The following is a 17289-nucleotide window of genomic DNA, read 5'->3' as shown; positions in this document are numbered from 1 at the left end:
GCGCCGAATCAGGGGTTCAAGGCAGGAAAGGGTAAATCGGCATGGGTGCTGCGTGCACTTTTATATGGCGATGCACTTAATGGTGCACCAGCCCAAGGCGGGCCTTCGCAGTCCTTACCGGAATGACAGGCGCAAACGGTCAATGATTTGCTCGACGCTCGGGCCCGGGATGTTTGGCGGTTCCGGGCTCTCGCCAAATTCGCGCCAGATGAACAGCGTCAGTTCGGCGCCATCGGTCAGTGTATGAGCGTGGGCACCCGCACCGAAGTTCTTAAGTAATCTGTAGCGATCATCCTGCCAGAACAATTCTTCGACCCAGTGATAGACCGGGATGCAATGGAAATGAATGGGGAATGCCGGGTCATGGCCAAAGCGGCTGATATAGAGCCATTTGGGTTGCAGTTGCGTCTGCAGGATCTTCTGCACTTTGCCGAGCAGGCTGCCGAGTTCAATCAACGCGGCTTCGGGAAGTTCAGCCAGTGAACTGGTGTTGTATCGCGTCCCCAGCACCAGATAGCCAGGGAGCTTTGACGACATGTGATGGTTGAGTATCCAGTGTGCCGTTTCATGGATGATGAATTGTGGAGCTATGTCCATGGATGAGTGTCCGTTGTCGAAGCAGGCAGTAAAGGCATGGTCGTAGAGCGCATTGAACTGCAGCGCAAGGCGTGACTATGCAATCCCTTGGCCGTTGTCGTATACCTCCACTTCAGCAAGACTCTGCGTCACATGAACTCGCATCCGCTACTTCAGATTTTAGTTCCGGCTGTACAAAGTGCGACACGTTTTTCTGGAAAAAAAACGCCTCATTGTCATGCCGGGGATGGTGCAGGTTTCGGGCGGCAGGAATTTATGGATAAAACCGGGTGCTGACCACCAGACAACGGTGTGTTGATTTAACACCAAGGTATAAAGATCGGCCTGACGTGCCGATATACAATGACACCCGCCGAGGTGCCCGCACTTGAGCCTCACTAACAGGGAAGAATCATGAACGTCACTGCGTCCTCGTCCTCGTCCAGCGCCTTGATCGCTGCCTATACCTCTGCCGCCAACACCAGCACGACGAGTGCCCGGGGCAAAGTGGCGGACAGCAGCGCAGCGCCGGATCAAACGCAGAATGATGACGCGGTGAGCTTTTCCAGCGCGGCCACTGATTACAGCGATGCGATTGCCAGCAACGCGCGGTACTTTCCGGTGCGCGCGGGGATGAACGCCGATGCGTTGATTCTTGGTGTGGCCCAGCCCGGTGCGATTTCCAGCTCCAGGGACAAAACCTTCGCCGACGTCGCCCTCGATGCCCGCAAGCGCATGGATGAAAAATATGCGCAGATGTCGGGCAGCGGCAAGCCCTACGACAACAGCATGGCCGACCGTAATGCGCTGATGGGCGACCTTGACCGGCGCTCGTTGTATGCGGTCGCCACCAACGAAGGCGGGAAGTTCACCAAGCAAGAGCAAACCGCAGCGCAGGACGTGATGCGCCAGCAGGCCCAGCTCGCCACTGGCTACTACGTCGGGCCGGAAGATCAGAAGAAGAACTGGCGGGATCCTTTCGCCAATGACCCGGTCGGACGAGCCAAGGCTGCCTTGAGTTTCATGGACAACATGAGCCCCGAAGAGAAGGCCACACCGCAATGGCTGTCCCAGCGCAACACGCTGCAAACCGCGCTGGATCAAGCGACGGCGGCCGATCCCGTAGAGCTGGCGAAGAAAAAACAACTGTATTTCCCGATCCTCGCCGAGATTCTGCAGAACGGCACCAGCTGGTTCGACAAGAAAGACTCGGATGAAAAGAACGCCAGTGACGCGCTGGACAAGCTCAAAGCGATTGTTCAGTCCACTCGGTGAAAAATCAGTCCGGTATTCGCGAGTTAGCCTTTTCGACCGACTGATTTGTCCTTTAGGCGATATGTACTGGCTTATTAGCGTTAGTCGGTAATTCGCCGCAGGGGTAGAGTCGAGATCACGTTCCTGGCCAACCCGGATGATCCCGATGACCCGCCCGCGCTTTTTACCCGACAACTTCACTCTGACCCTGGTCGGTGTGGTCATTCTCGCCAGTTTGCTACCGGCCAGCGGTCAGGTCGCGGTCGGCTTCGGCTGGTTGACCAACATTGCCATTGCCCTGCTGTTTTTCCTGCACGGCGCCAAGCTGTCGCGGGAATCGATCATCGCCGGCGCCGGTCACTGGCGCCTGCATTTGCTGGTGTTCGGCCTGACGTTTGTGCTGTTCCCGTTGCTCGGCCTGGCACTCAAGCCATTCCTCTCGCCGTTGATCGGCGACAACCTGTACATGGGCATGCTTTACCTCTGTGCGCTGCCTGCCACGGTGCAGTCGGCGATTGCCTTTACCTCGTTGGCCCGCGGCAATATCCCTGCGGCGATTTGCAGCGCGGCGGCGTCGAGTCTGTTCGGGATCTTCCTCACACCGTTGCTGGTGACGTTGCTGATGGACGTGCACGGCGATGGCGGTTCGACAGTCGATGCCATCCTGAAAATCAGCGTGCAACTGTTGCTGCCGTTCGTTGCCGGACAAATCGCCCGCCGCTGGATCGGCGCCTGGGTGGCACGCAACAAGGGTTGGCTGAAATTTATCGACCAAGGTTCGATCTTGCTGGTGGTCTATGGCGCGTTCAGCGAAGCGGTGATCGAAGGCATCTGGCACCAGATCCCGTTGCGTGATCTGGCCGGACTGGTGGTTGCCTGCTGTGTGTTGCTGGGGCTGGTGCTGGTGGCTTCTACCGTGCTGGGCAAAGTCTGCGGCTTCAGTCAGGAAGACCGCATCACCATCCTCTTCTGCGGCTCGAAGAAAAGCCTGGCCACCGGTGTGCCGATGGCGCAGGTGCTGTTCGCCGGCAGCACCATCGGTGTGCTGATCCTGCCATTGATGTTGTTCCATCAGATTCAATTGATGGTCTGCGCGGTCCTCGCGCAGCGCTTCGCCAATCGCCCGGAATCGGTGCCCGAGTTGATGGGACAGGTCGATCCTTGATTGCATCCGGCTAACTCACTTGCGGTAAACTGCCTGCGCAAAAGGCGCCGCTGCGTTGAATCGCGGCGGTGCCCCTTTACCTCGCAAGCAAGAGAGTCCCATGGCCAACCAAGACATCACTTTCACCCCCGATCCCGACGCAGACTCCATTTCCTCCGACGTTGCCGGTTTCGGCGGCATGCTGGTCTCCACGCAGATTCCCACCCGCGCCGACGGGAGCCTGGAGCTGGGTGACATTACCCTGCAAAGCGAATGCACCCTGCAAGCGCTCAAGGTTGCGCTGGAGCGTGCCGGCAGTTCCATGGACCGCGTGTTGCACCTGACCATTTACCTCACCGACATGGCCGACCGCGCCGCGTTCAACGAGGTGTACAAGCGCTTCTTCGCCAAGCCATGGCCGGTGCGCGCCGCCGTAGGCGTTGCTTCACTGGCAGTCGAAGGCATGCGTGTGGAAGTCACGGCAATGGCGGCCAAGGCCTGATCCCGGCAGGACGCACACAAACCTGATCGAACAATTTGCATCCTGTGGCGAGGGAGCTTGCTCCCGCTGGACTGCGCAGCAGTCCTTGTTTCAGAGGCGCTTCACGCCCCAGCGGGAGCAAGCTCCCTCGCCACAGCTACAGCGCTTCCACAGGGTTTGAGGCATTCCAGGCCTGCCCGAGGCAGCCACCGGGCAGCCTACGGGTGCCGGTCAGGCGTTTCACCGGTACAATGCGCGCCTCGACCGTGACAGCCTGACTAAAAAAATATTATGTCCCTGCCCAAACATCACCTGGAATTGCTCAGCCCCGCCCGCGACGTAGCCATCGCCCGCGAGGCCATTTTGCATGGCGCCGATGCGATCTACATCGGTGGCCCGAGCTTCGGCGCCCGCCACAATGCCTGCAATGAAGTGAGCGAGATCGCCGAACTGGTGGAATTCGCCCGTCGTTATCACGCCCGGGTGTTCACCACCATCAACACCATCCTGCACGACAACGAACTGGAGCCGGCCCGCAAGCTGATCCACCAGTTATACGATGCCGGTGTCGACGCGCTGATCGTCCAGGACCTGGGTGTGATGGAGCTGGATATCCCGCCGATCGAGCTGCACGCCAGCACCCAGACCGACATCCGCACCCTGGCGCGAGCGAAGTTCCTTGACCAGGCTGGCTTCTCGCAACTGGTGTTGGCCCGAGAGTTGAACCTGCAGGAAATCCGCGCCATCGCCGACGAGACGGAAGCGGCGATCGAATTTTTCATCCACGGCGCTTTGTGCGTCGCGTTCTCCGGGCAGTGCAACATTTCCCACGCGCAGACTGGCCGCAGTGCCAACCGAGGCGACTGCTCCCAGGCCTGTCGATTGCCGTACACCCTCAAGGATGAAAAGGGTGGCGTGATCGCTTACGAAAAACACTTGTTGTCGATGAAGGACAACAACCAGAGCGCCAACATCCGCGCCCTGGTCGAGGCAGGCGTGCGATCGTTCAAGATCGAAGGCCGCTACAAGGACATGGGTTATGTGAAGAACATCACCGCCTATTACCGCCAGCGCCTCGACGCCGTGCTCGAAGAGCGTCCGGACCTGGCCCGCGCCTCCAGCGGCCGCACCGCGCACTTCTTCCTGCCCGACCCGGAAAAAACCTTCCACCGTGGCAGCACTGATTACTTCGTCACTGACCGCAAGATCGACATCGGTGCCTTTGACTCGCCGACGTTCACCGGTTTGCCAGTCGGCGTTGTCGAGAAAGTTGCCAAGCGCGACATGCTGGTCGTGACGCACGAGCCACTGTCCAACGGCGATGGCCTCAATGTGCTGGTCAAGCGTGAAGTGGTGGGTTTTCGCGCGAACATCGCCGAGCCCAAAGGCGAGTTCGAAGAGGACGGCGAGAAGCGCTATCGCTATCGCGTCGAGCCCAACGAGATGCCGGAGGGCATGTACAAGCTGCGTCCCAACCACCCGCTCAATCGCAACCTCGATCACAACTGGCAACAGGCGCTGCAAAAGACTTCTGCCGAGCGTCGTGTGGCCTTGCGCTGGGTCGCTCGTCTGCGTGAAGAACAGCTTGAACTGACGGCCACCAGTGAAGAGGGCGTCAGCGCCAGCGTCACCTTGAATGGCCCGTTCGGTGCCGCCAACAAGCCGGAACAGGCGCTCGAGCAATTGCAGGATCTGCTCGGCCAGCTGGGGACCACTCAGTATCACGCCATCGACATCAAGCTCGACGCCCCACAGGCGTACTTCGTCCCGAATTCGCAGCTCAAGGCCTTGCGCCGCGAGGTGATTGAAGCCTTGACCGATGCACGGATCGCCGCCCACCCGCGTGGCAGCCGTAAAGCCGAAACCACACCGCCACCGGTGTACCCGGAGTCGCACCTGTCGTTCCTGGCCAACGTCTACAACCAGAAGGCCCGCGATTTTTATCACCGCCATGGGGTCAAGCTGATCGACGCGGCGTACGAGGCGCATGAGGAAACCGGCGAGGTGCCGGTGATGATCACCAAGCACTGCCTGCGGTTCTCCTTCAACCTGTGCCCCAAGCAGGCGAAGGGCGTGACTGGTGTGCGCACCAAGGTCGCGCCGATGCAACTGATCCACGGCGATGAAGTGCTGACCCTGAAGTTCGACTGCAAGCCGTGTGAAATGCACATCATCGGCAAGATGAAAGGCCACATCCTTGGCTTGCCACAGCCGGGCAGCGTTCAACCGGTTGTCGGCCACATCAGCCCCGAAGACCTGCTCAAGACCATTCCCCGCGCTCCGCACTGAGTAGCAGCTGAAAAGATCGCAGCCTGCGGCAGCGCCTACAGGAATCCACTGTAGGAACTGCCGCAGGTTGCAATCTGTTGATCGGGTCGTCGCGCTTTGCTTGTTCTCGACTGGCGGGCTTCGCGAGCTGTGCTAGCGTCTTGAGGTCAACCCTCATTTGCGAGCCTCTGCCATGGACGAGACCATCGTTAATGTAACCACCGAGAAGTTCAACGCACTGATCGCCGTGGTGCAGGCGTACGGCGTCGCCTTTGCGGTCAAGATGCTGACCGCCATCGCCTTCTGGATCGTCGGGCGCTGGCTGATCGGTTTTGCGGTCGGCATGGTGCAGAAGGCCCTCGGCAAGCAGAAGGTCGACCCCACCGTGCTGCGATATGTCGGGTCGGCCATCACCGTGACGCTGAACATCATCCTGGTGATTGCCATCCTCGGTTACCTCGGCATGCAGACCACCACGTTCGCCGCGCTGCTCGCTGCGGTCGGCCTGGCCATCGGCATGGCCTGGTCGGGGTTGCTGGCCAATCTGGCGGCGGGTGCATTCATTATTGTCTTGCGGCCGTTCAAGGTCGGCGATTTCATTTGCGCTGGCGGGGTCACCGGTACGGTCACCGAGATCGGTCTGTTCGCCACTGCAATCAACACCCCGGACAACGTGCTGACCCTGGTGGGCAACAACAAAATCTTCAGCGACAACATCCAGAACTTCACCCACAACCCGTTCCGCCGCGTCGATCTCCAGGCGCAGCTGTCGGGCGCGAGCGACTGGAAAGCGGCGGCGGCTTTGCTCAAGGAAAAAATCGCGGCGATTCCCAATGTGCTCGCGACGCCTGCGGTCGATGTGGAAATCATCGAGTTCAATCTGGTAGGGCCGGTGTTGGCGGTGCGTCCTTACTGCCATAACGAACACTACTGGCAGGTCTATTTCGACACCAATCGCGTGATCAAGGATGCCCTCGGCGAAGCCGGTTTCCCGGCGCCGATGCCGGCGCAAACCGTGATCTTCCAGCAAGGCGCCGCACTGCCTGGCGCACTGGCGAAGGAGTGATCGCAGCAAGCGCCGGTGATCATTGAGCCGCTTGGCTTGCAGCGGTTTCTGCAAGTCTGGCGATAACCTTGATTTCGAACGCGAATCCATAGAGCCAGGTGACGCCGACGGCGGTCAATGTCGGATGCGGTGCCTGGCCCCAGAACTCTGGCACCACCTTCCAGATCCTCTCGAATGTCGATTGGGGATCGACCATGAAGACGGTGACGTCCACTACATCGTCGAAGCTGCAACCGGCCGCACTCAAAATCCCGTTCAGGTTGTTGAACGCTTGCCGCACTTGCTCCTCCAGGTCTGCCTTGGGCGAGCCATCCTCGTTACTGCCCACTTGCCCCGACACAAACAAAAAGCCATTGGAGCGGATCGCCGGCGAGTAGCGATTGCGCTCGTAAAGTGCCTGGCGTGCGGGTGGGAAAACGACATCACGTTGGGTCATGACAACCTCCTTCGATTAACGATGGGGAGACTCTAAGGCCAGGCACTTGCCCGATAAACGCGCAACTGCAACTATCACTGTTTGCGAATCCCAAACAATCGAACAGCAATTCGGGGCAGGTATGGACCGTTTCGATGCAATGCAGGCGTTCGCCCGGGTAGTGGAGTCGGGCAGCTTCACCAAAGCCGCCGAGACGCTGCACTTGAGCAAGACCAGCGTCACGCAACTGGTGCAACAGTTGGAGGCGCGCTTGCGGGTCAAATTGCTCAACCGTACGACACGCAAGGTCAACGTCACCGCCGATGGTGCCGTCTATTACGAGCGCGTAGTGCGACTGCTGGCCGATCTGGACGATGCCGAAACCAGCCTGTCGAGTGCCTCGACGGTGCCCAGGGGCAGGCTTCGGGTGGATGTGCCCAGCCCATTGGCCAGTCTGATCCTGGTCCCGGCATTGCCGGAATTTCATGCCCGTTATCCGGATATCCAGGTCGACATGGGCGTCAGTGATCGCATCGTCGATCTGATTGATGAGAACGTCGATTGCGTTGTGCGCGGAGGCGAGTTGACCGATCAATCGCTGATGGCCCGAAGGGTGGGAGACCTGCAATTGGGGGTGTTCGCTTCGCCGGGATATCTGGAGCGTGTCGGCAGGCCATCGCATCCAAAGGATCTGGAAGATTCCGAGCATCGCATCGTCGGTTTCCTGTGGGCGCGAACCGGCAAGGCTTTGCCCTATGCCATGCGCAATCAAAGTGAAAGCCTGGAGATCAAGGGGCGCTACGTGTTGGCGGTCGACGATGGCAACGCTTACATGGCAGCGGGCCTGGCCGGCATGGGCATCCTCTGGTTGCCCGATTACATGTCCAGGCCCTGGCTGGCGAGTGGCCAATTGGTTGCGCTGTTCGAGGATTGGCAGCTCGATCCGATGCCGCTCTACGTGGCGTTCCCCCCGAACCGGCATATCAGCCGCAAGGTACGCGTATTCATCGATTGGGTCGCTGAGCTGATGGCGCAGCACGCGCCGATTGCGGACCGACGTTCTGCGGCGCAATCCGTGACCTGAACGGAAAAGATCCGCACCAGCGATCGCGGGCTCTGCGGATCAAAGCGCAATGTAGCCGAAGTAAATGAAAGCCATGCCCGCCGCGAGGGCGAACGCGCCCAACGCTTTCGTCGTCGATCGGTTGGTGCGCAGCGCGCCGCTGGAGCGTGGCAAGTGCATGCCTGAATCCAGGGGACGCTCAAAGAGGCCTTCCAGGGTGGCCCGGTAGGTGTAGCGCAAGCCCAGCAGGATAAACAGGGCGATCAGGCCAAGTGAAGATGCATTCAGGAAAACCGGGTCAATCCGCGGCTTGGGCAGCTCGTCTTCGCAGGCGGCACTGTCGATTTCGGCGATGCTTATTCTTCCATTGTTGATTGAAGCCAGCGCAGAACCCTTGAGGTACGACGCTTGTTGCTCCAGGTCCAGCGCCTGATACTGCCACAGCGTTGCCGAACCTTCCCGGCAATAGGTAAAACCGCTCGGGTTGGCAGCGACGATGATACAGGCGTCGTGGATACCACTTTTTTTCAGGGTTTCAGTGGCTGAGCGGGTGAAATCCAGTTCGAGGACAGGAATGACGCCATTGGCAAAAGCCCCGGCCGAGACAAACAAGTTCCCCAAAAGGCAGATGGTAGAAATGTTCAAGGTTGAGTGTCCTTGTTTTTATCGGCTTCTGCAGGAGTCGGCGAGGTTTTGACCCTCACAGATGGAGTCTAGATCGCGAATGACGATGTGATGGCAGAACGTGTGAAAGACAATGCTTCCGTTTATCGAGCGACCGGTGACATGGCACCGCCTTCGATCCTGTGCCTTACTCGAAAACCATACCGGGGAGGGTTGGGGATGCGACACAGAGGCGCAAAGTTCTGGTTATGGCTCAACAATCGGTTACCGGTCAAAATTTATGAAGATGCGCTGAACGACGGTCGGCAGATCGAAGTGCATTCACGCATTACGCAAGAAGGAATGACGCAGGTCTTCATCGGCATCTACGACAATCGTGGTGGCGTGATGTTTGAAGACTTTCAGGATCGCGGTTTCCGCGAACCGCTGGCTTCAGCATTGAAGTGGGGGGCGTCCTGGGCTCGGGAAGTTATTCTGGACATGCAACCTTTCACGGCGCCCCATCGGCCGCAGTTGACGTTGAGCACGGTGATCGCCGACGAATCGATCCTGGCATTGCGGCGGATGGAACTGACTGAAAGTCAGAGACGCAAAATCAGATTCGATGATGCTCGGGCTGAGTATCAAGCCGCTCAGGCGGCCATGCTCGAGTTGATGCGCTCGACCACCACGGTTGACCCAAAAGTATGGGCTGAGCATCAGAATCGATTGCGAGAGGCGATTGACCGCAGGATCTGGGTGCAACGCAGCTACCTGTGCTGAATTTGATCACCCACTGCATTTCGTCGAGGTATTGCGTCTGACGCGGGAGCTGCCGAAGGCTGGATCTTTGAATCTTGCTTTAAAAAACAAAATCAGAGATGGCAGCCTCGTTTCGCTCGACAGCTCCGACAGGCCATGCGTTCGCTGCATCAACCACGTTTGGGCAGTGTCCAGTTCGGCCGGATGAAATGGCAGGTGTAACCTTCAGGAAGCCGTTCCAGATAATCCTGGTGTTCGGGTTCTGCCTCCCAGAAGGGGCCAGCGGGCTCGATTTCGGTGACCACCTTGCCGGGCCAGAGCCCCGAAGCGTCCACATCGGCAACGGTGTCCAACGCGACGCGTTTCTGCTCTTCGCTTTTGTAGTAAATCGCCGAGCGATAGCTGGTGCCCAGATCGTTGCCCTGGCGGTTTTTGGTGCTCGGATCGTGGATCTGGAAGAAAAACTCGAGGATCTGTCGATAGCTGATCTGCGTCGGGTCGAAGACGATTTCGATCGCTTCGGCGTGAGTGCCATGGTTGCGGTAAGTTGCATTGGGCACATCGCCGCCCGAGTAGCCGACCCGCGTGGTGATCACGCCCGGTTGGCGTCGCAGCAGATCCTGCATGCCCCAGAAGCAGCCGCCGGCAAGAATGGCGGTTTCGGTGTTCGTCGTCATGGTATGCACCTCCCATCAGATAACGGCCTCGTGGGGGAGGCCGTCAGACCCTCATTGCATCTTGCTGTGATCCATCTTGCTGTGATCCATGTTGCCATGACCCATCGTGCCAAGCGCACGAGCCGGGGCATCGACCTTGATCGTTTCTTTCTCGCCCTTGGCGTTTTCCACGGTCAGGGTCAGGGGAACGCTGTCGCCCTCCTTGATCTGCGCCGTCAGGTTCATGAGCATGATGTGATAGCCATGGGGGTCAAAGCTCACGGCCTTGCCGGCGGGCAGGGCAACCGAGTCGACCTGCTGCATGCTCATCACATCGTCCTTCATGCTGGACTGGTGAATCTGCACCAGCTTCGCCACCGGCGACTGCACGCTCAACAATTTGCTGTCGGTGTCTGCCTTGAGGGTCATGAAGGCGCCGCTCGAAGGCTGACCGGCCACCGTTGCCCGGACCCAGGCGTCGTTGACCTCGGTTTGCGCGGACACCTGCCACGCCATGCCGAGCAGGGAAAGGCCCAGGGCCAGTTGTTTGATGCGTGGCGCGCAGAACGAAATCATCAGCAAACCTCCATGACGGTGAGCAGGTCTTCTGCGCACTCTTGAGCGGTAAGGGACGCGGACAGGCCAAGGCGCAGGTTGCCCCGGGAGTCGAACACGAAACTGGTGGCGGTGTGGGACAGGGTATAGGTGTCGCCGCTCGGGACCTTCTCGAAGAATACGCCGAACTCCTTGGCGGTGGCCGCGGTTTCTTCCAGCGTGCCGTACAACGCCTCGAAACTCGGGTCGAAGGCTTTGACGTATTGGTCGAGCAATTCTGGGGTATCGCGCTCCGGGTCCAGGGTGATGAAGATCACTTGCAGGCGCTCGCCATCGCGGCCCATCAGTTTTTTCGCCTGGGCGGCGCGGGCCAGGGTGGTCGGGCAAACCGCCGGGCACTGGGTGAAACCGAAGAAGATCATCGGCATCAGGCCCTGATAGCTGCCGAGCATCCGGGTTTCGCCCTGGGTGTCCTTGAGCTTGAAGGAACGCCCCATGATCTTGTCGCTCAGGTCCTTGCCGTACTTGAACGACAGCTTGCTGCTGTCATCGCAGCCGGCGAGCAGGCCGAGGCTCAGCAGGCTCATGCCTTGCAGGACCGTGCGACGGGAATACAACGTACTCATGGAAAAAAGCATCCTGTGTAGCGACTGGATATCTACAGTGGCTGATCAATCAGACGAGAAAAAGCGCAGGGATGTTAACAAACTGTTGCCCGTTGGCGCTCAATCGATGGCCGGCCGGTCATGCGCCAAAAGGTCGCGGGCCCGTCAAATACAAGAGAATACAAAGCGCTCGGCTGTCGACACATTGCAGATACAAACATCAGGTTTGATAGGGTCGTCCAATACCTCAAAGAGAGCATCGCCATGTTTCGTAAACTGCAGCAAGCCGCGCGTTTCCTGAGCCAGAGCGGACGTTTGATGGTGGGCATGCCCGACTACGACAATTACGTCGCGCAAATGGCGATCAACCAGCCGGGCGAGCCGGTGATGAGCTATGAGGCGTTTTTCCGCGAGCGTCAGGAAGCGCGGTTTGGCCGTGGGAAATGTAATACGCGGTGTTGCTGAGACAAAGATCCCGTCCACAAGGTCATCCAGAACCCCTGTAGGAGCTGAGCTTGCTCGCGATTGCGGTATGTCTGTGACATCAAGGCTGACTGATGCACCGCTATCGCGAGCAAGCTCGGCTCCTACAGGGATTTGCGCACTTTTAAAGCGCGATGTCCGGCAATTTGCACCAGTGCGAAGCGGTTTCCTGAACCATTCCCCCCTGTAACATCAACCTCTGACAATCCTGCTCACTTCGCCAGAAGCGTTGCGGACACGGCTCTGCAGGTCTGTTTCCAGTTTCTGTGCGCGCTTGGCACAAACACTGCATCCACCCCATCAGCGCCATCTGGAAAAGATGGACCGCCCACTCGGTCAACGACGATCGATCAACCGCACAGGTCGTGGGCAATATCGGTGGATCAGGCATGGCCGTCTGGTTTCAACACCGCAAAAGAACAGGCAAAGACGCCTGGAACCGCAAGGTTTCAGGCGTTTTTTTTTGCTTTTTTTCACCGTGATGGGCTTTGGGCAGGTGTCGTTTATGAATTCCAATGTGGCCACTTTGAACAAGCAGCAAACGCTGATCGTCATCGGCAATGGCATGGTCGGACATCACTGTGTCGAGCAGTTGATCGAGCGCGGTGCCCTTGAACATTATCGCTTGCACGTATTCAGCGAAGAGCCGATGCGCGCCTACGACCGTGTGCATCTGTCCGAATACTTTTCCGGTCGCGATGCCGAGTCGCTGGCACTGAGTGACGCGGCGTTGTACCAGACACCGGGCGTGACCCTGCACCTGGGAGTGCCGGTGCTGGAAATCGACCGTGCCCGTCGCCAGGTGATCACCGCCCAAGGCTCTGTTGCCTACGACAAACTGGTCCTGGCCACCGGTTCCTACCCATTCGTACCGCCGATCGAAGGCGCCGAAGGCGATTCGCGGCTGGTCTACCGCACCCTTGAAGACCTTGATGCCATTCGCGCTGCTGCAGCCAACGCCAGGCGCGGTGTAGTGGTCGGCGGTGGTTTGCTCGGCCTGGAAGCGGCCAATGCCCTGAAAAGCCTGGGGCTGGAAGCACACGTCGTGGAGTTCGCACCGCGCCTGATGCCGGTGCAACTGGACGATTTGGGTGGGCTGGCGCTCAAGGCGCAGATCGAACGATTGGGCGTCGGTGTTCACCTGTCCCGCGCCACGCAATCGATCAGTGCTGGCGAGCAGTACCGCTATCGGATGAATTTTGCCAATGACGAATTCCTTGAAACCGACCTGATCGTATTTTCCGCTGGTATTCGGGCGCAAGATGCCCTGGCTCGCCAGTGCGCGCTGGAGATCGGCCCGCGCGGCGGCGTAGTGATCGACGACACGTGCCTGAGCTGCGATCCGAACATTTACGCCATCGGCGAATGCGCATCGTGGAACGGCAGCCTGTTCGGTCTGGTCGCTCCCGGCTACCAGATGGCTCGCAGTGTCGCGGCGCGGTTGTGCGACGACGTCGCCGAACCGTTCCAGGGCGCCGACATGTCGACCAAGCTCAAACTGCTGGGCGTCGATGTCGGCTCCATCGGTGACGCCCATGCCAATACCCCGGGCGCCCGTAGTTACCAGTTCATCGACGAAACCACCGCCAGCTATCGGCGCCTGGTGGTCGATGCCAGCGGCAAACGGGTACTCGGCGCAGTGTTGATCGGCGACAACAGCTATTACGACACGCTGTTGCAATACATGCAGAACGCGATTGCCTTGCCGTCGGAGCCGGCCGCGCTGATCCTGCCGTCGTCCGAAGGTGCGCCGACCCTCGGCCCGGGCGCCTTGCCGCAAGCTGCCACCATCTGTTCCTGCCACAACGTGACCAAGGGCGCCATCTGCTCGGCCATCGACGGCGGCTGCACCGACCTCGGCCTGCTCAAGTCGCAGACCAAGGCCTGCACTGGTTGCGGTGGTTGCGCCGGGTTGCTCAAGCAAGTCTTCGAACATGAGCTGATTGCCCGAGGCGTCAGCGTCGACAAGAGCCTGTGCGAACATTTCGCCTACACCCGACAGGAGTTGTATGCACTGGTGCGGGTGGAAGGGGTGATCACCTTCGAAGAACTGTTGGCCAAGCATGGCCGTGGCCACACCGGTTGCGACGTGTGTAAACCGGCGGTGGGCTCGATCCTGGCGTCGTGCTGGAACCAGCCAATCATGGATCCGTCGCTGGTGCCGTTGCAGGACACCAACGATACGTTCATGGCCAACATGCAGAAAAACGGCACCTACTCAGTGGTACCGCGCATTCCCGGGGGCGAGATCACGGCCGACAAACTGATTGCCATCGGCGTGGTGGCGAAGAAATACGACCTCTACACCAAGATCACCGGCGGCCAGCGCATCGACCTGTTCGGCGCGCAGTTGCATGAATTGCCGGACATCTGGGCGGAGCTGATCGAAGCCGGTTTCGAAACCGGCCACGCCTACGGCAAATCGACCCGCACAGTGAAGTCCTGCGTCGGCAGCACCTGGTGTCGCTATGGCGTGCAAGACAGCGTGCAAATGGCGCTGACCATCGAAGACCGCTACAAAGGCCTGCGTTCGCCGCACAAGCTCAAGTTCGCGGTGTCCGGTTGCACCCGTGAATGCGCAGAGGCCCAAAGCAAGGACGTGGGGGTGATCGCTACCGAGAAAGGCTGGAACCTCTACATCGCCGGCAACGGTGGCATGCGTCCACGGCACGCCGAACTGTTCGCCACCGATCTGGATGACGCGACGCTGATCCGTTACATCGATCGCTTCCTGATGTTCTACATCCGCACCGCCGACAAATTGCAGCGCACGTCGGTCTGGCGCGAAAGCCTGGAAGGCGGCCTGGATTACCTCAAGGACGTGATCATCCACGACAGCCTTGGCCTGGGCGCCGAACTCGAGTCGCAGATGCAATTGGTGGTCAATCGCTATGAATGCGAGTGGGCCAACGCCCTCAAGGATCCGGAAAAACTCAAGCGTTTCCGCACCTTCGTCAACGACAAACGCCCGGACCCGGACATTCACTTTGTCCAGGAGCGCGGCCAACGCCGGCCGATCATGGCCGCCGAACTCAACCTGATCCCTGTCACCGAGGAGACTGTCTGATGAGCCTGTTTAATACTCAGCGCGCTGCACGTGTAGAGAATATCGATGCCTGGCAATCGGTGTGCAGCCAGCAGGATCTGGTGAGCGATTCCGGTGTCGTGGTGTGGCTCGACGGTGCGCAAGTGGCGCTGTTTTACCTGCCGGGCGCGGAGGGCAAAAAACTCTACGCCATCGACAACCATGACCCGCAATCCGGGGCCAACGTGATTGGCCGCGGCCTGATCGGCAGTATCAAGGGGGATCTGGTGGTGGCGTCGCCGATCTACAAACAGCATTTTCGCCTGGAAGACGGCAGCTGCCTGGAGTATCCACAACAGCGTTTGCGGGTCTGGCCGGTGCGGTTGAAGGAAGGGCGGGTGGAAGTCGGGCTGGCCTGACGTTGTACGCGATTCGCATCAGGAGACGCACATGAAGACAGCCGCACAGTTGCTCAAGCTCAAAGTCGTGGAAAACCAGCAGGTGCACAGCATCGCACCGGATGCCATGGTGCTCGAGGCCGTGAAGAAAATGGCCGAGAAGAACGTGGGCGCGTTGCCGGTGATCGAAAAGGGCGAAGTCGTTGGTGTGATCAGCGAGCGTGACTACGCGCGCAAGGTGGTGCTGCTGGGGCGTTCATCAGTCGGCACCCCGGTCAGGGCCATCATGAGTTCTCCGGTGGTTACCGCTGATAGCCAACAAAGCATCGAGCATTGCATGGCGGTCATGACTGACAGCCATTTGCGGCATCTACCGGTTGTTGAGAATGGCGAGCTGATCGGTTTGCTGTCGATCGGCGATCTGGTCAAGCAAGCCATTGTCGAGCAGGCCGACCTGATTCGTCAGTTTGAACATTACATCCGCGGGCACTGAGACACGCTTTTCATCAGCCACGCAAAAGGGGAGGGATCGGAGGGTAGCCGCCGATTCGTCCCCTTTTTTTGCGGGATTATCCAAGCATCAGAATTTGAACGCCTGCCGTCCTACCAACAGCCATTTCCCGTGCTGTTTTTGCCAGATCTGGAAGTTCTCGATTTCAGTCGGGACCACCTCGGTGCCCTTGAGGGCCTGGGCCGAGAAGTGGTGGCGAACCAATGCAACATCGCCGGACAAGGTGATGGTCTGGTTCTGCATCTCAAGGGTCTTGAAGGCACTTTTGCCGGTTTCGATGTCGGCGATGAAAGCTTTCTTGTCCTGGATCTTGCCGCTGGAATGACCATAAGTCAGGTTCTCGGCGGTCAATGCCTGCAGTTCGGCGATGTCCTTGTGCAACATGGCCTGGGTCAGGTGATCGACGGCTTGTGCTACTTCCTTGTCCGCGGCAGCAGGAGCGGCTGCAACGTAGCCGCTGAACAGGCAGAAAAATCCGATCAGCAATGTGGTTTTTTTCATGAAGGTTTCCTTGTTGTTGTTTAGGGTGACTGAGCTTGAAAATAGATTTGTCAGTCATCGTACAACCTAGCATGCGCTTGCGGAAAAAAGCGAACTTGCGCCGCAGGTTTTTCTCGAAGTTAAACGTTCGTCACGGTTTTTTATTTCAAGTGTCGGATTTCGAGGAATCAATGCCATGCAGCCCAAAGATCATCCGCGATACGAACTGACGTTGCTGGTGACATTGCTGGTCATCGTCGCGGTTTCCGGTTTTGCCCCGCGCAGCCGGATCGATTGGGCGTTGGAAAATCTGTTGGTGCTGTTGTTGGTGGGTACATTGCTGGCGGTTTATCGGCGGTTTCGTTTGTCTGCGACGTCCATCACCCTGGTATTCGTATTCCTGTGTATTCACGAGTTGGGTTCGCACTACACCTATTCCATGGTGCCTTACGACCGATGGTGTTCCGCCCTTACCGGGTTCAGTTTCGATAAAACCTTTGGCTGGCACCGCAACCATTTCGATCGACTGGTGCATCTGAGTTACGGCCTGTTGATGGTCTTTCCCATTCGTGAAGTGCTGGCGCGGCTGACGCCACTGCGTGGGTTCTGGCTGTTTTTTGTCACCGTGAACATCATGCTTTCCACCTCGGCGGTTTATGAACTGGTGGAGTGGGTGGGCGGCGCTTACCTCGGCGACGACACTGCCAAAGCCTTCGTTGGTGCACAAAACGATCCGTGGGATTCGCAAAAGGACATGGCGCTCGCCATTCTTGGGGCCTTCATCAGCCTGTCGCTGGTTTCGCTGCGCAGCAGCCTGTTCCAACCCGCGTTGCCTACCGCGTGTCGCAAAAACTGCAATCAGTGAAGTCAGCCCTTCAATTCCCGTTTGGTGCAGTCGATAACCTCTTCAGCAATGCAAATTGTGCTGGCGCAAGCCACCCGAT

At 58.8% G+C, this 17289-nt stretch carries 19 protein-coding genes; 12 read left to right on the top strand and 7 right to left on the bottom strand.

The features are described 5' to 3' along the window. Positions 1-114 precede the first annotated feature (114 nt). Positions 115-597 carry a hypothetical protein gene (locus tag D8V06_RS18920; RefSeq protein ID WP_056853348.1) on the bottom strand — a complete coding sequence of 161 codons (483 nt, stop codon included), beginning with the start codon at positions 595-597 and terminating at the stop codon, positions 115-117. Between the two features lie 393 nt (positions 598-990). Between D8V06_RS18920 and D8V06_RS18915 the strand changes: the two genes are divergently transcribed. The 5 genes from D8V06_RS18915 (at position 991) to D8V06_RS18890 (ending at position 6789) form a co-directional block, all read left to right on the top strand. Beyond that, positions 991-1851 (top strand): hypothetical protein, encoded by an 861-nt coding sequence (locus tag D8V06_RS18915; protein ID WP_130931527.1) that lies wholly within the window; start codon positions 991-993, stop codon positions 1849-1851. A 145-nt stretch (positions 1852-1996) separates the two neighbouring features. Continuing rightward, positions 1997-2995, top strand: coding sequence for a bile acid:sodium symporter family protein (locus tag D8V06_RS18910; RefSeq protein WP_130904660.1), 999 nt, complete (start codon positions 1997-1999; stop codon positions 2993-2995). Between the two features lie 100 nt (positions 2996-3095). Beyond that, positions 3096-3476, top strand: coding sequence for a RidA family protein (locus D8V06_RS18905; protein ID WP_056853351.1), 381 nt, complete (start codon positions 3096-3098; stop codon positions 3474-3476). A 270-nt stretch (positions 3477-3746) separates the two neighbouring features. Continuing rightward, entirely contained in the window at positions 3747-5744 is a 1998-nt protein-coding gene (locus D8V06_RS18895) for a U32 family peptidase (RefSeq protein WP_056853352.1), read from the top strand. Between the two features lie 172 nt (positions 5745-5916). Beyond that, positions 5917-6789 carry a mechanosensitive ion channel family protein gene (locus tag D8V06_RS18890; RefSeq protein WP_056853353.1) on the top strand — a complete coding sequence of 291 codons (873 nt, stop codon included), beginning with the start codon at positions 5917-5919 and terminating at the stop codon, positions 6787-6789. 19 nt (positions 6790-6808) lie between these two features. On the opposite strand, the gene D8V06_RS18885 is transcribed toward D8V06_RS18890, so the two are convergent. Then, positions 6809-7225 carry a RidA family protein gene (locus D8V06_RS18885; protein ID WP_130906616.1) on the bottom strand — a complete coding sequence of 139 codons (417 nt, stop codon included), beginning with the start codon at positions 7223-7225 and terminating at the stop codon, positions 6809-6811. A gap of 121 nt (positions 7226-7346) precedes the next feature. Between D8V06_RS18885 and D8V06_RS18880 the strand changes: the two genes are divergently transcribed. Next, the gene (locus D8V06_RS18880; protein WP_056853355.1) at positions 7347-8288 is read left to right on the top strand and encodes a LysR family transcriptional regulator; all 942 of its coding nucleotides are present in this window, start codon (positions 7347-7349) and stop codon (positions 8286-8288) included. A gap of 39 nt (positions 8289-8327) precedes the next feature. Here the strand turns inward: D8V06_RS18880 and D8V06_RS30410 are convergent, their stop codons facing one another. Continuing rightward, positions 8328-8912 carry a hypothetical protein gene (locus tag D8V06_RS30410; RefSeq protein WP_177434451.1) on the bottom strand — a complete coding sequence of 195 codons (585 nt, stop codon included), beginning with the start codon at positions 8910-8912 and terminating at the stop codon, positions 8328-8330. A 198-nt stretch (positions 8913-9110) separates the two neighbouring features. On the opposite strand from D8V06_RS30410, the gene D8V06_RS18870 reads away from it, so the two are divergent. Then, positions 9111-9653, top strand: coding sequence for a hypothetical protein (locus D8V06_RS18870; RefSeq protein ID WP_130931533.1), 543 nt, complete (start codon positions 9111-9113; stop codon positions 9651-9653). 149 nt (positions 9654-9802) lie between these two features. On the opposite strand, the gene msrA is transcribed toward D8V06_RS18870, so the two are convergent. Genes msrA through D8V06_RS18855 form a run of 3 tightly spaced genes read right to left on the bottom strand, consistent with a single transcriptional unit; the run spans position 9803 to position 11469 of the window. Next, positions 9803-10309 (bottom strand): peptide-methionine (S)-S-oxide reductase MsrA, encoded by a 507-nt coding sequence (gene msrA / locus D8V06_RS18865; RefSeq protein WP_130931525.1) that lies wholly within the window; start codon positions 10307-10309, stop codon positions 9803-9805. A 51-nt stretch (positions 10310-10360) separates the two neighbouring features. After that, positions 10361-10864 (bottom strand): copper chaperone PCu(A)C, encoded by a 504-nt coding sequence (locus D8V06_RS18860; protein WP_130931524.1) that lies wholly within the window; start codon positions 10862-10864, stop codon positions 10361-10363. Then, the gene (locus D8V06_RS18855) at positions 10864-11469 is read right to left on the bottom strand and encodes an SCO family protein (protein WP_056853360.1); all 606 of its coding nucleotides are present in this window, start codon (positions 11467-11469) and stop codon (positions 10864-10866) included. Before D8V06_RS18855 ends, D8V06_RS18860 begins: the two co-directional genes overlap by 1 nt. A 243-nt stretch (positions 11470-11712) precedes the next feature. On the opposite strand from D8V06_RS18855, the gene D8V06_RS18850 reads away from it, so the two are divergent. The 4 genes from D8V06_RS18850 to D8V06_RS18835 all read left to right on the top strand — a co-directional run bounded on the left by D8V06_RS18850 (position 11713) and on the right by D8V06_RS18835 (position 15847). Continuing rightward, positions 11713-11913 (top strand): CstA-like transporter-associated (seleno)protein, encoded by a 201-nt coding sequence (locus D8V06_RS18850; protein WP_056853361.1) that lies wholly within the window; start codon positions 11713-11715, stop codon positions 11911-11913. A 523-nt stretch (positions 11914-12436) separates the two neighbouring features. Then, positions 12437-14998, top strand: coding sequence for a nitrite reductase large subunit NirB (gene nirB / locus D8V06_RS18845; protein WP_130931523.1), 2562 nt, complete (start codon positions 12437-12439; stop codon positions 14996-14998). Next, positions 14998-15375 carry a nitrite reductase small subunit NirD gene (gene nirD, locus D8V06_RS18840; RefSeq protein WP_130931522.1) on the top strand — a complete coding sequence of 126 codons (378 nt, stop codon included), beginning with the start codon at positions 14998-15000 and terminating at the stop codon, positions 15373-15375. The genes nirB and nirD overlap by 1 nt, the downstream gene beginning before the upstream one ends. Before the next feature lie 31 nt (positions 15376-15406). Beyond that, entirely contained in the window at positions 15407-15847 is a 441-nt protein-coding gene (locus D8V06_RS18835) for a CBS domain-containing protein (RefSeq protein ID WP_056853364.1), read from the top strand. An 87-nt stretch (positions 15848-15934) separates the two neighbouring features. Here D8V06_RS18835 and D8V06_RS18830 read toward each other — a convergent pair whose 3' ends face one another. Beyond that, the gene (locus D8V06_RS18830) at positions 15935-16366 is read right to left on the bottom strand and encodes a nuclear transport factor 2 family protein (protein WP_056853365.1); all 432 of its coding nucleotides are present in this window, start codon (positions 16364-16366) and stop codon (positions 15935-15937) included. 175 nt (positions 16367-16541) lie between these two features. Between D8V06_RS18830 and D8V06_RS18825 the strand changes: the two genes are divergently transcribed. Continuing rightward, positions 16542-17210 carry a DUF2238 domain-containing protein gene (locus tag D8V06_RS18825; protein ID WP_130931521.1) on the top strand — a complete coding sequence of 223 codons (669 nt, stop codon included), beginning with the start codon at positions 16542-16544 and terminating at the stop codon, positions 17208-17210. Positions 17211-17289: the final 79 nt, after the last annotated feature.

Source organism: Pseudomonas sp. Sample_24 (genome assembly GCF_004307605.1).
In the GTDB taxonomy this organism is placed as follows: Bacteria; Pseudomonadota; Gammaproteobacteria; order Pseudomonadales; family Pseudomonadaceae; genus Aquipseudomonas.
The sequence above is the reverse complement of the archived record's forward strand: the minus strand, read 5'-3'. Positions and strand labels throughout refer to the sequence as shown.

Bases quoted from the DNA above. Each gene is read 5' to 3' on its own strand.
- nirB (WP_130931523.1), top strand. From the start codon at position 12,437: ATGAATTCCAATGTGGCCACTTTGAACAAGCAGCAAACGCTGATCGTC.
- D8V06_RS18860 (WP_130931524.1), bottom strand. From the start codon at position 10,864: ATGATTTCGTTCTGCGCGCCACGCATCAAACAACTGGCCCTGGGCCTT.
- D8V06_RS18835 (WP_056853364.1), top strand. From the start codon at position 15,407: ATGAAGACAGCCGCACAGTTGCTCAAGCTCAAAGTCGTGGAAAACCAG.
- D8V06_RS18870 (WP_130931533.1), top strand. From the start codon at position 9,111: ATGCGACACAGAGGCGCAAAGTTCTGGTTATGGCTCAACAATCGGTTA.
- D8V06_RS18890 (WP_056853353.1), top strand. From the start codon at position 5,917: ATGGACGAGACCATCGTTAATGTAACCACCGAGAAGTTCAACGCACTG.
- D8V06_RS18905 (WP_056853351.1), top strand. From the start codon at position 3,096: ATGGCCAACCAAGACATCACTTTCACCCCCGATCCCGACGCAGACTCC.
- D8V06_RS18910 (WP_130904660.1), top strand. From the start codon at position 1,997: ATGACCCGCCCGCGCTTTTTACCCGACAACTTCACTCTGACCCTGGTC.
- msrA (WP_130931525.1), bottom strand. From the start codon at position 10,309: ATGACGACGAACACCGAAACCGCCATTCTTGCCGGCGGCTGCTTCTGG.
- D8V06_RS18920 (WP_056853348.1), bottom strand. From the start codon at position 597: ATGGACATAGCTCCACAATTCATCATCCATGAAACGGCACACTGGATA.
- D8V06_RS18880 (WP_056853355.1), top strand. From the start codon at position 7,347: ATGGACCGTTTCGATGCAATGCAGGCGTTCGCCCGGGTAGTGGAGTCG.
- nirD (WP_130931522.1), top strand. From the start codon at position 14,998: ATGAGCCTGTTTAATACTCAGCGCGCTGCACGTGTAGAGAATATCGAT.
- D8V06_RS18855 (WP_056853360.1), bottom strand. From the start codon at position 11,469: ATGAGTACGTTGTATTCCCGTCGCACGGTCCTGCAAGGCATGAGCCTG.
- D8V06_RS18895 (WP_056853352.1), top strand. From the start codon at position 3,747: ATGTCCCTGCCCAAACATCACCTGGAATTGCTCAGCCCCGCCCGCGAC.
- D8V06_RS18830 (WP_056853365.1), bottom strand. From the start codon at position 16,366: ATGAAAAAAACCACATTGCTGATCGGATTTTTCTGCCTGTTCAGCGGC.
- D8V06_RS18915 (WP_130931527.1), top strand. From the start codon at position 991: ATGAACGTCACTGCGTCCTCGTCCTCGTCCAGCGCCTTGATCGCTGCC.
- D8V06_RS18885 (WP_130906616.1), bottom strand. From the start codon at position 7,225: ATGACCCAACGTGATGTCGTTTTCCCACCCGCACGCCAGGCACTTTAC.
- D8V06_RS18850 (WP_056853361.1), top strand. From the start codon at position 11,713: ATGTTTCGTAAACTGCAGCAAGCCGCGCGTTTCCTGAGCCAGAGCGGA.
- D8V06_RS18825 (WP_130931521.1), top strand. From the start codon at position 16,542: ATGCAGCCCAAAGATCATCCGCGATACGAACTGACGTTGCTGGTGACA.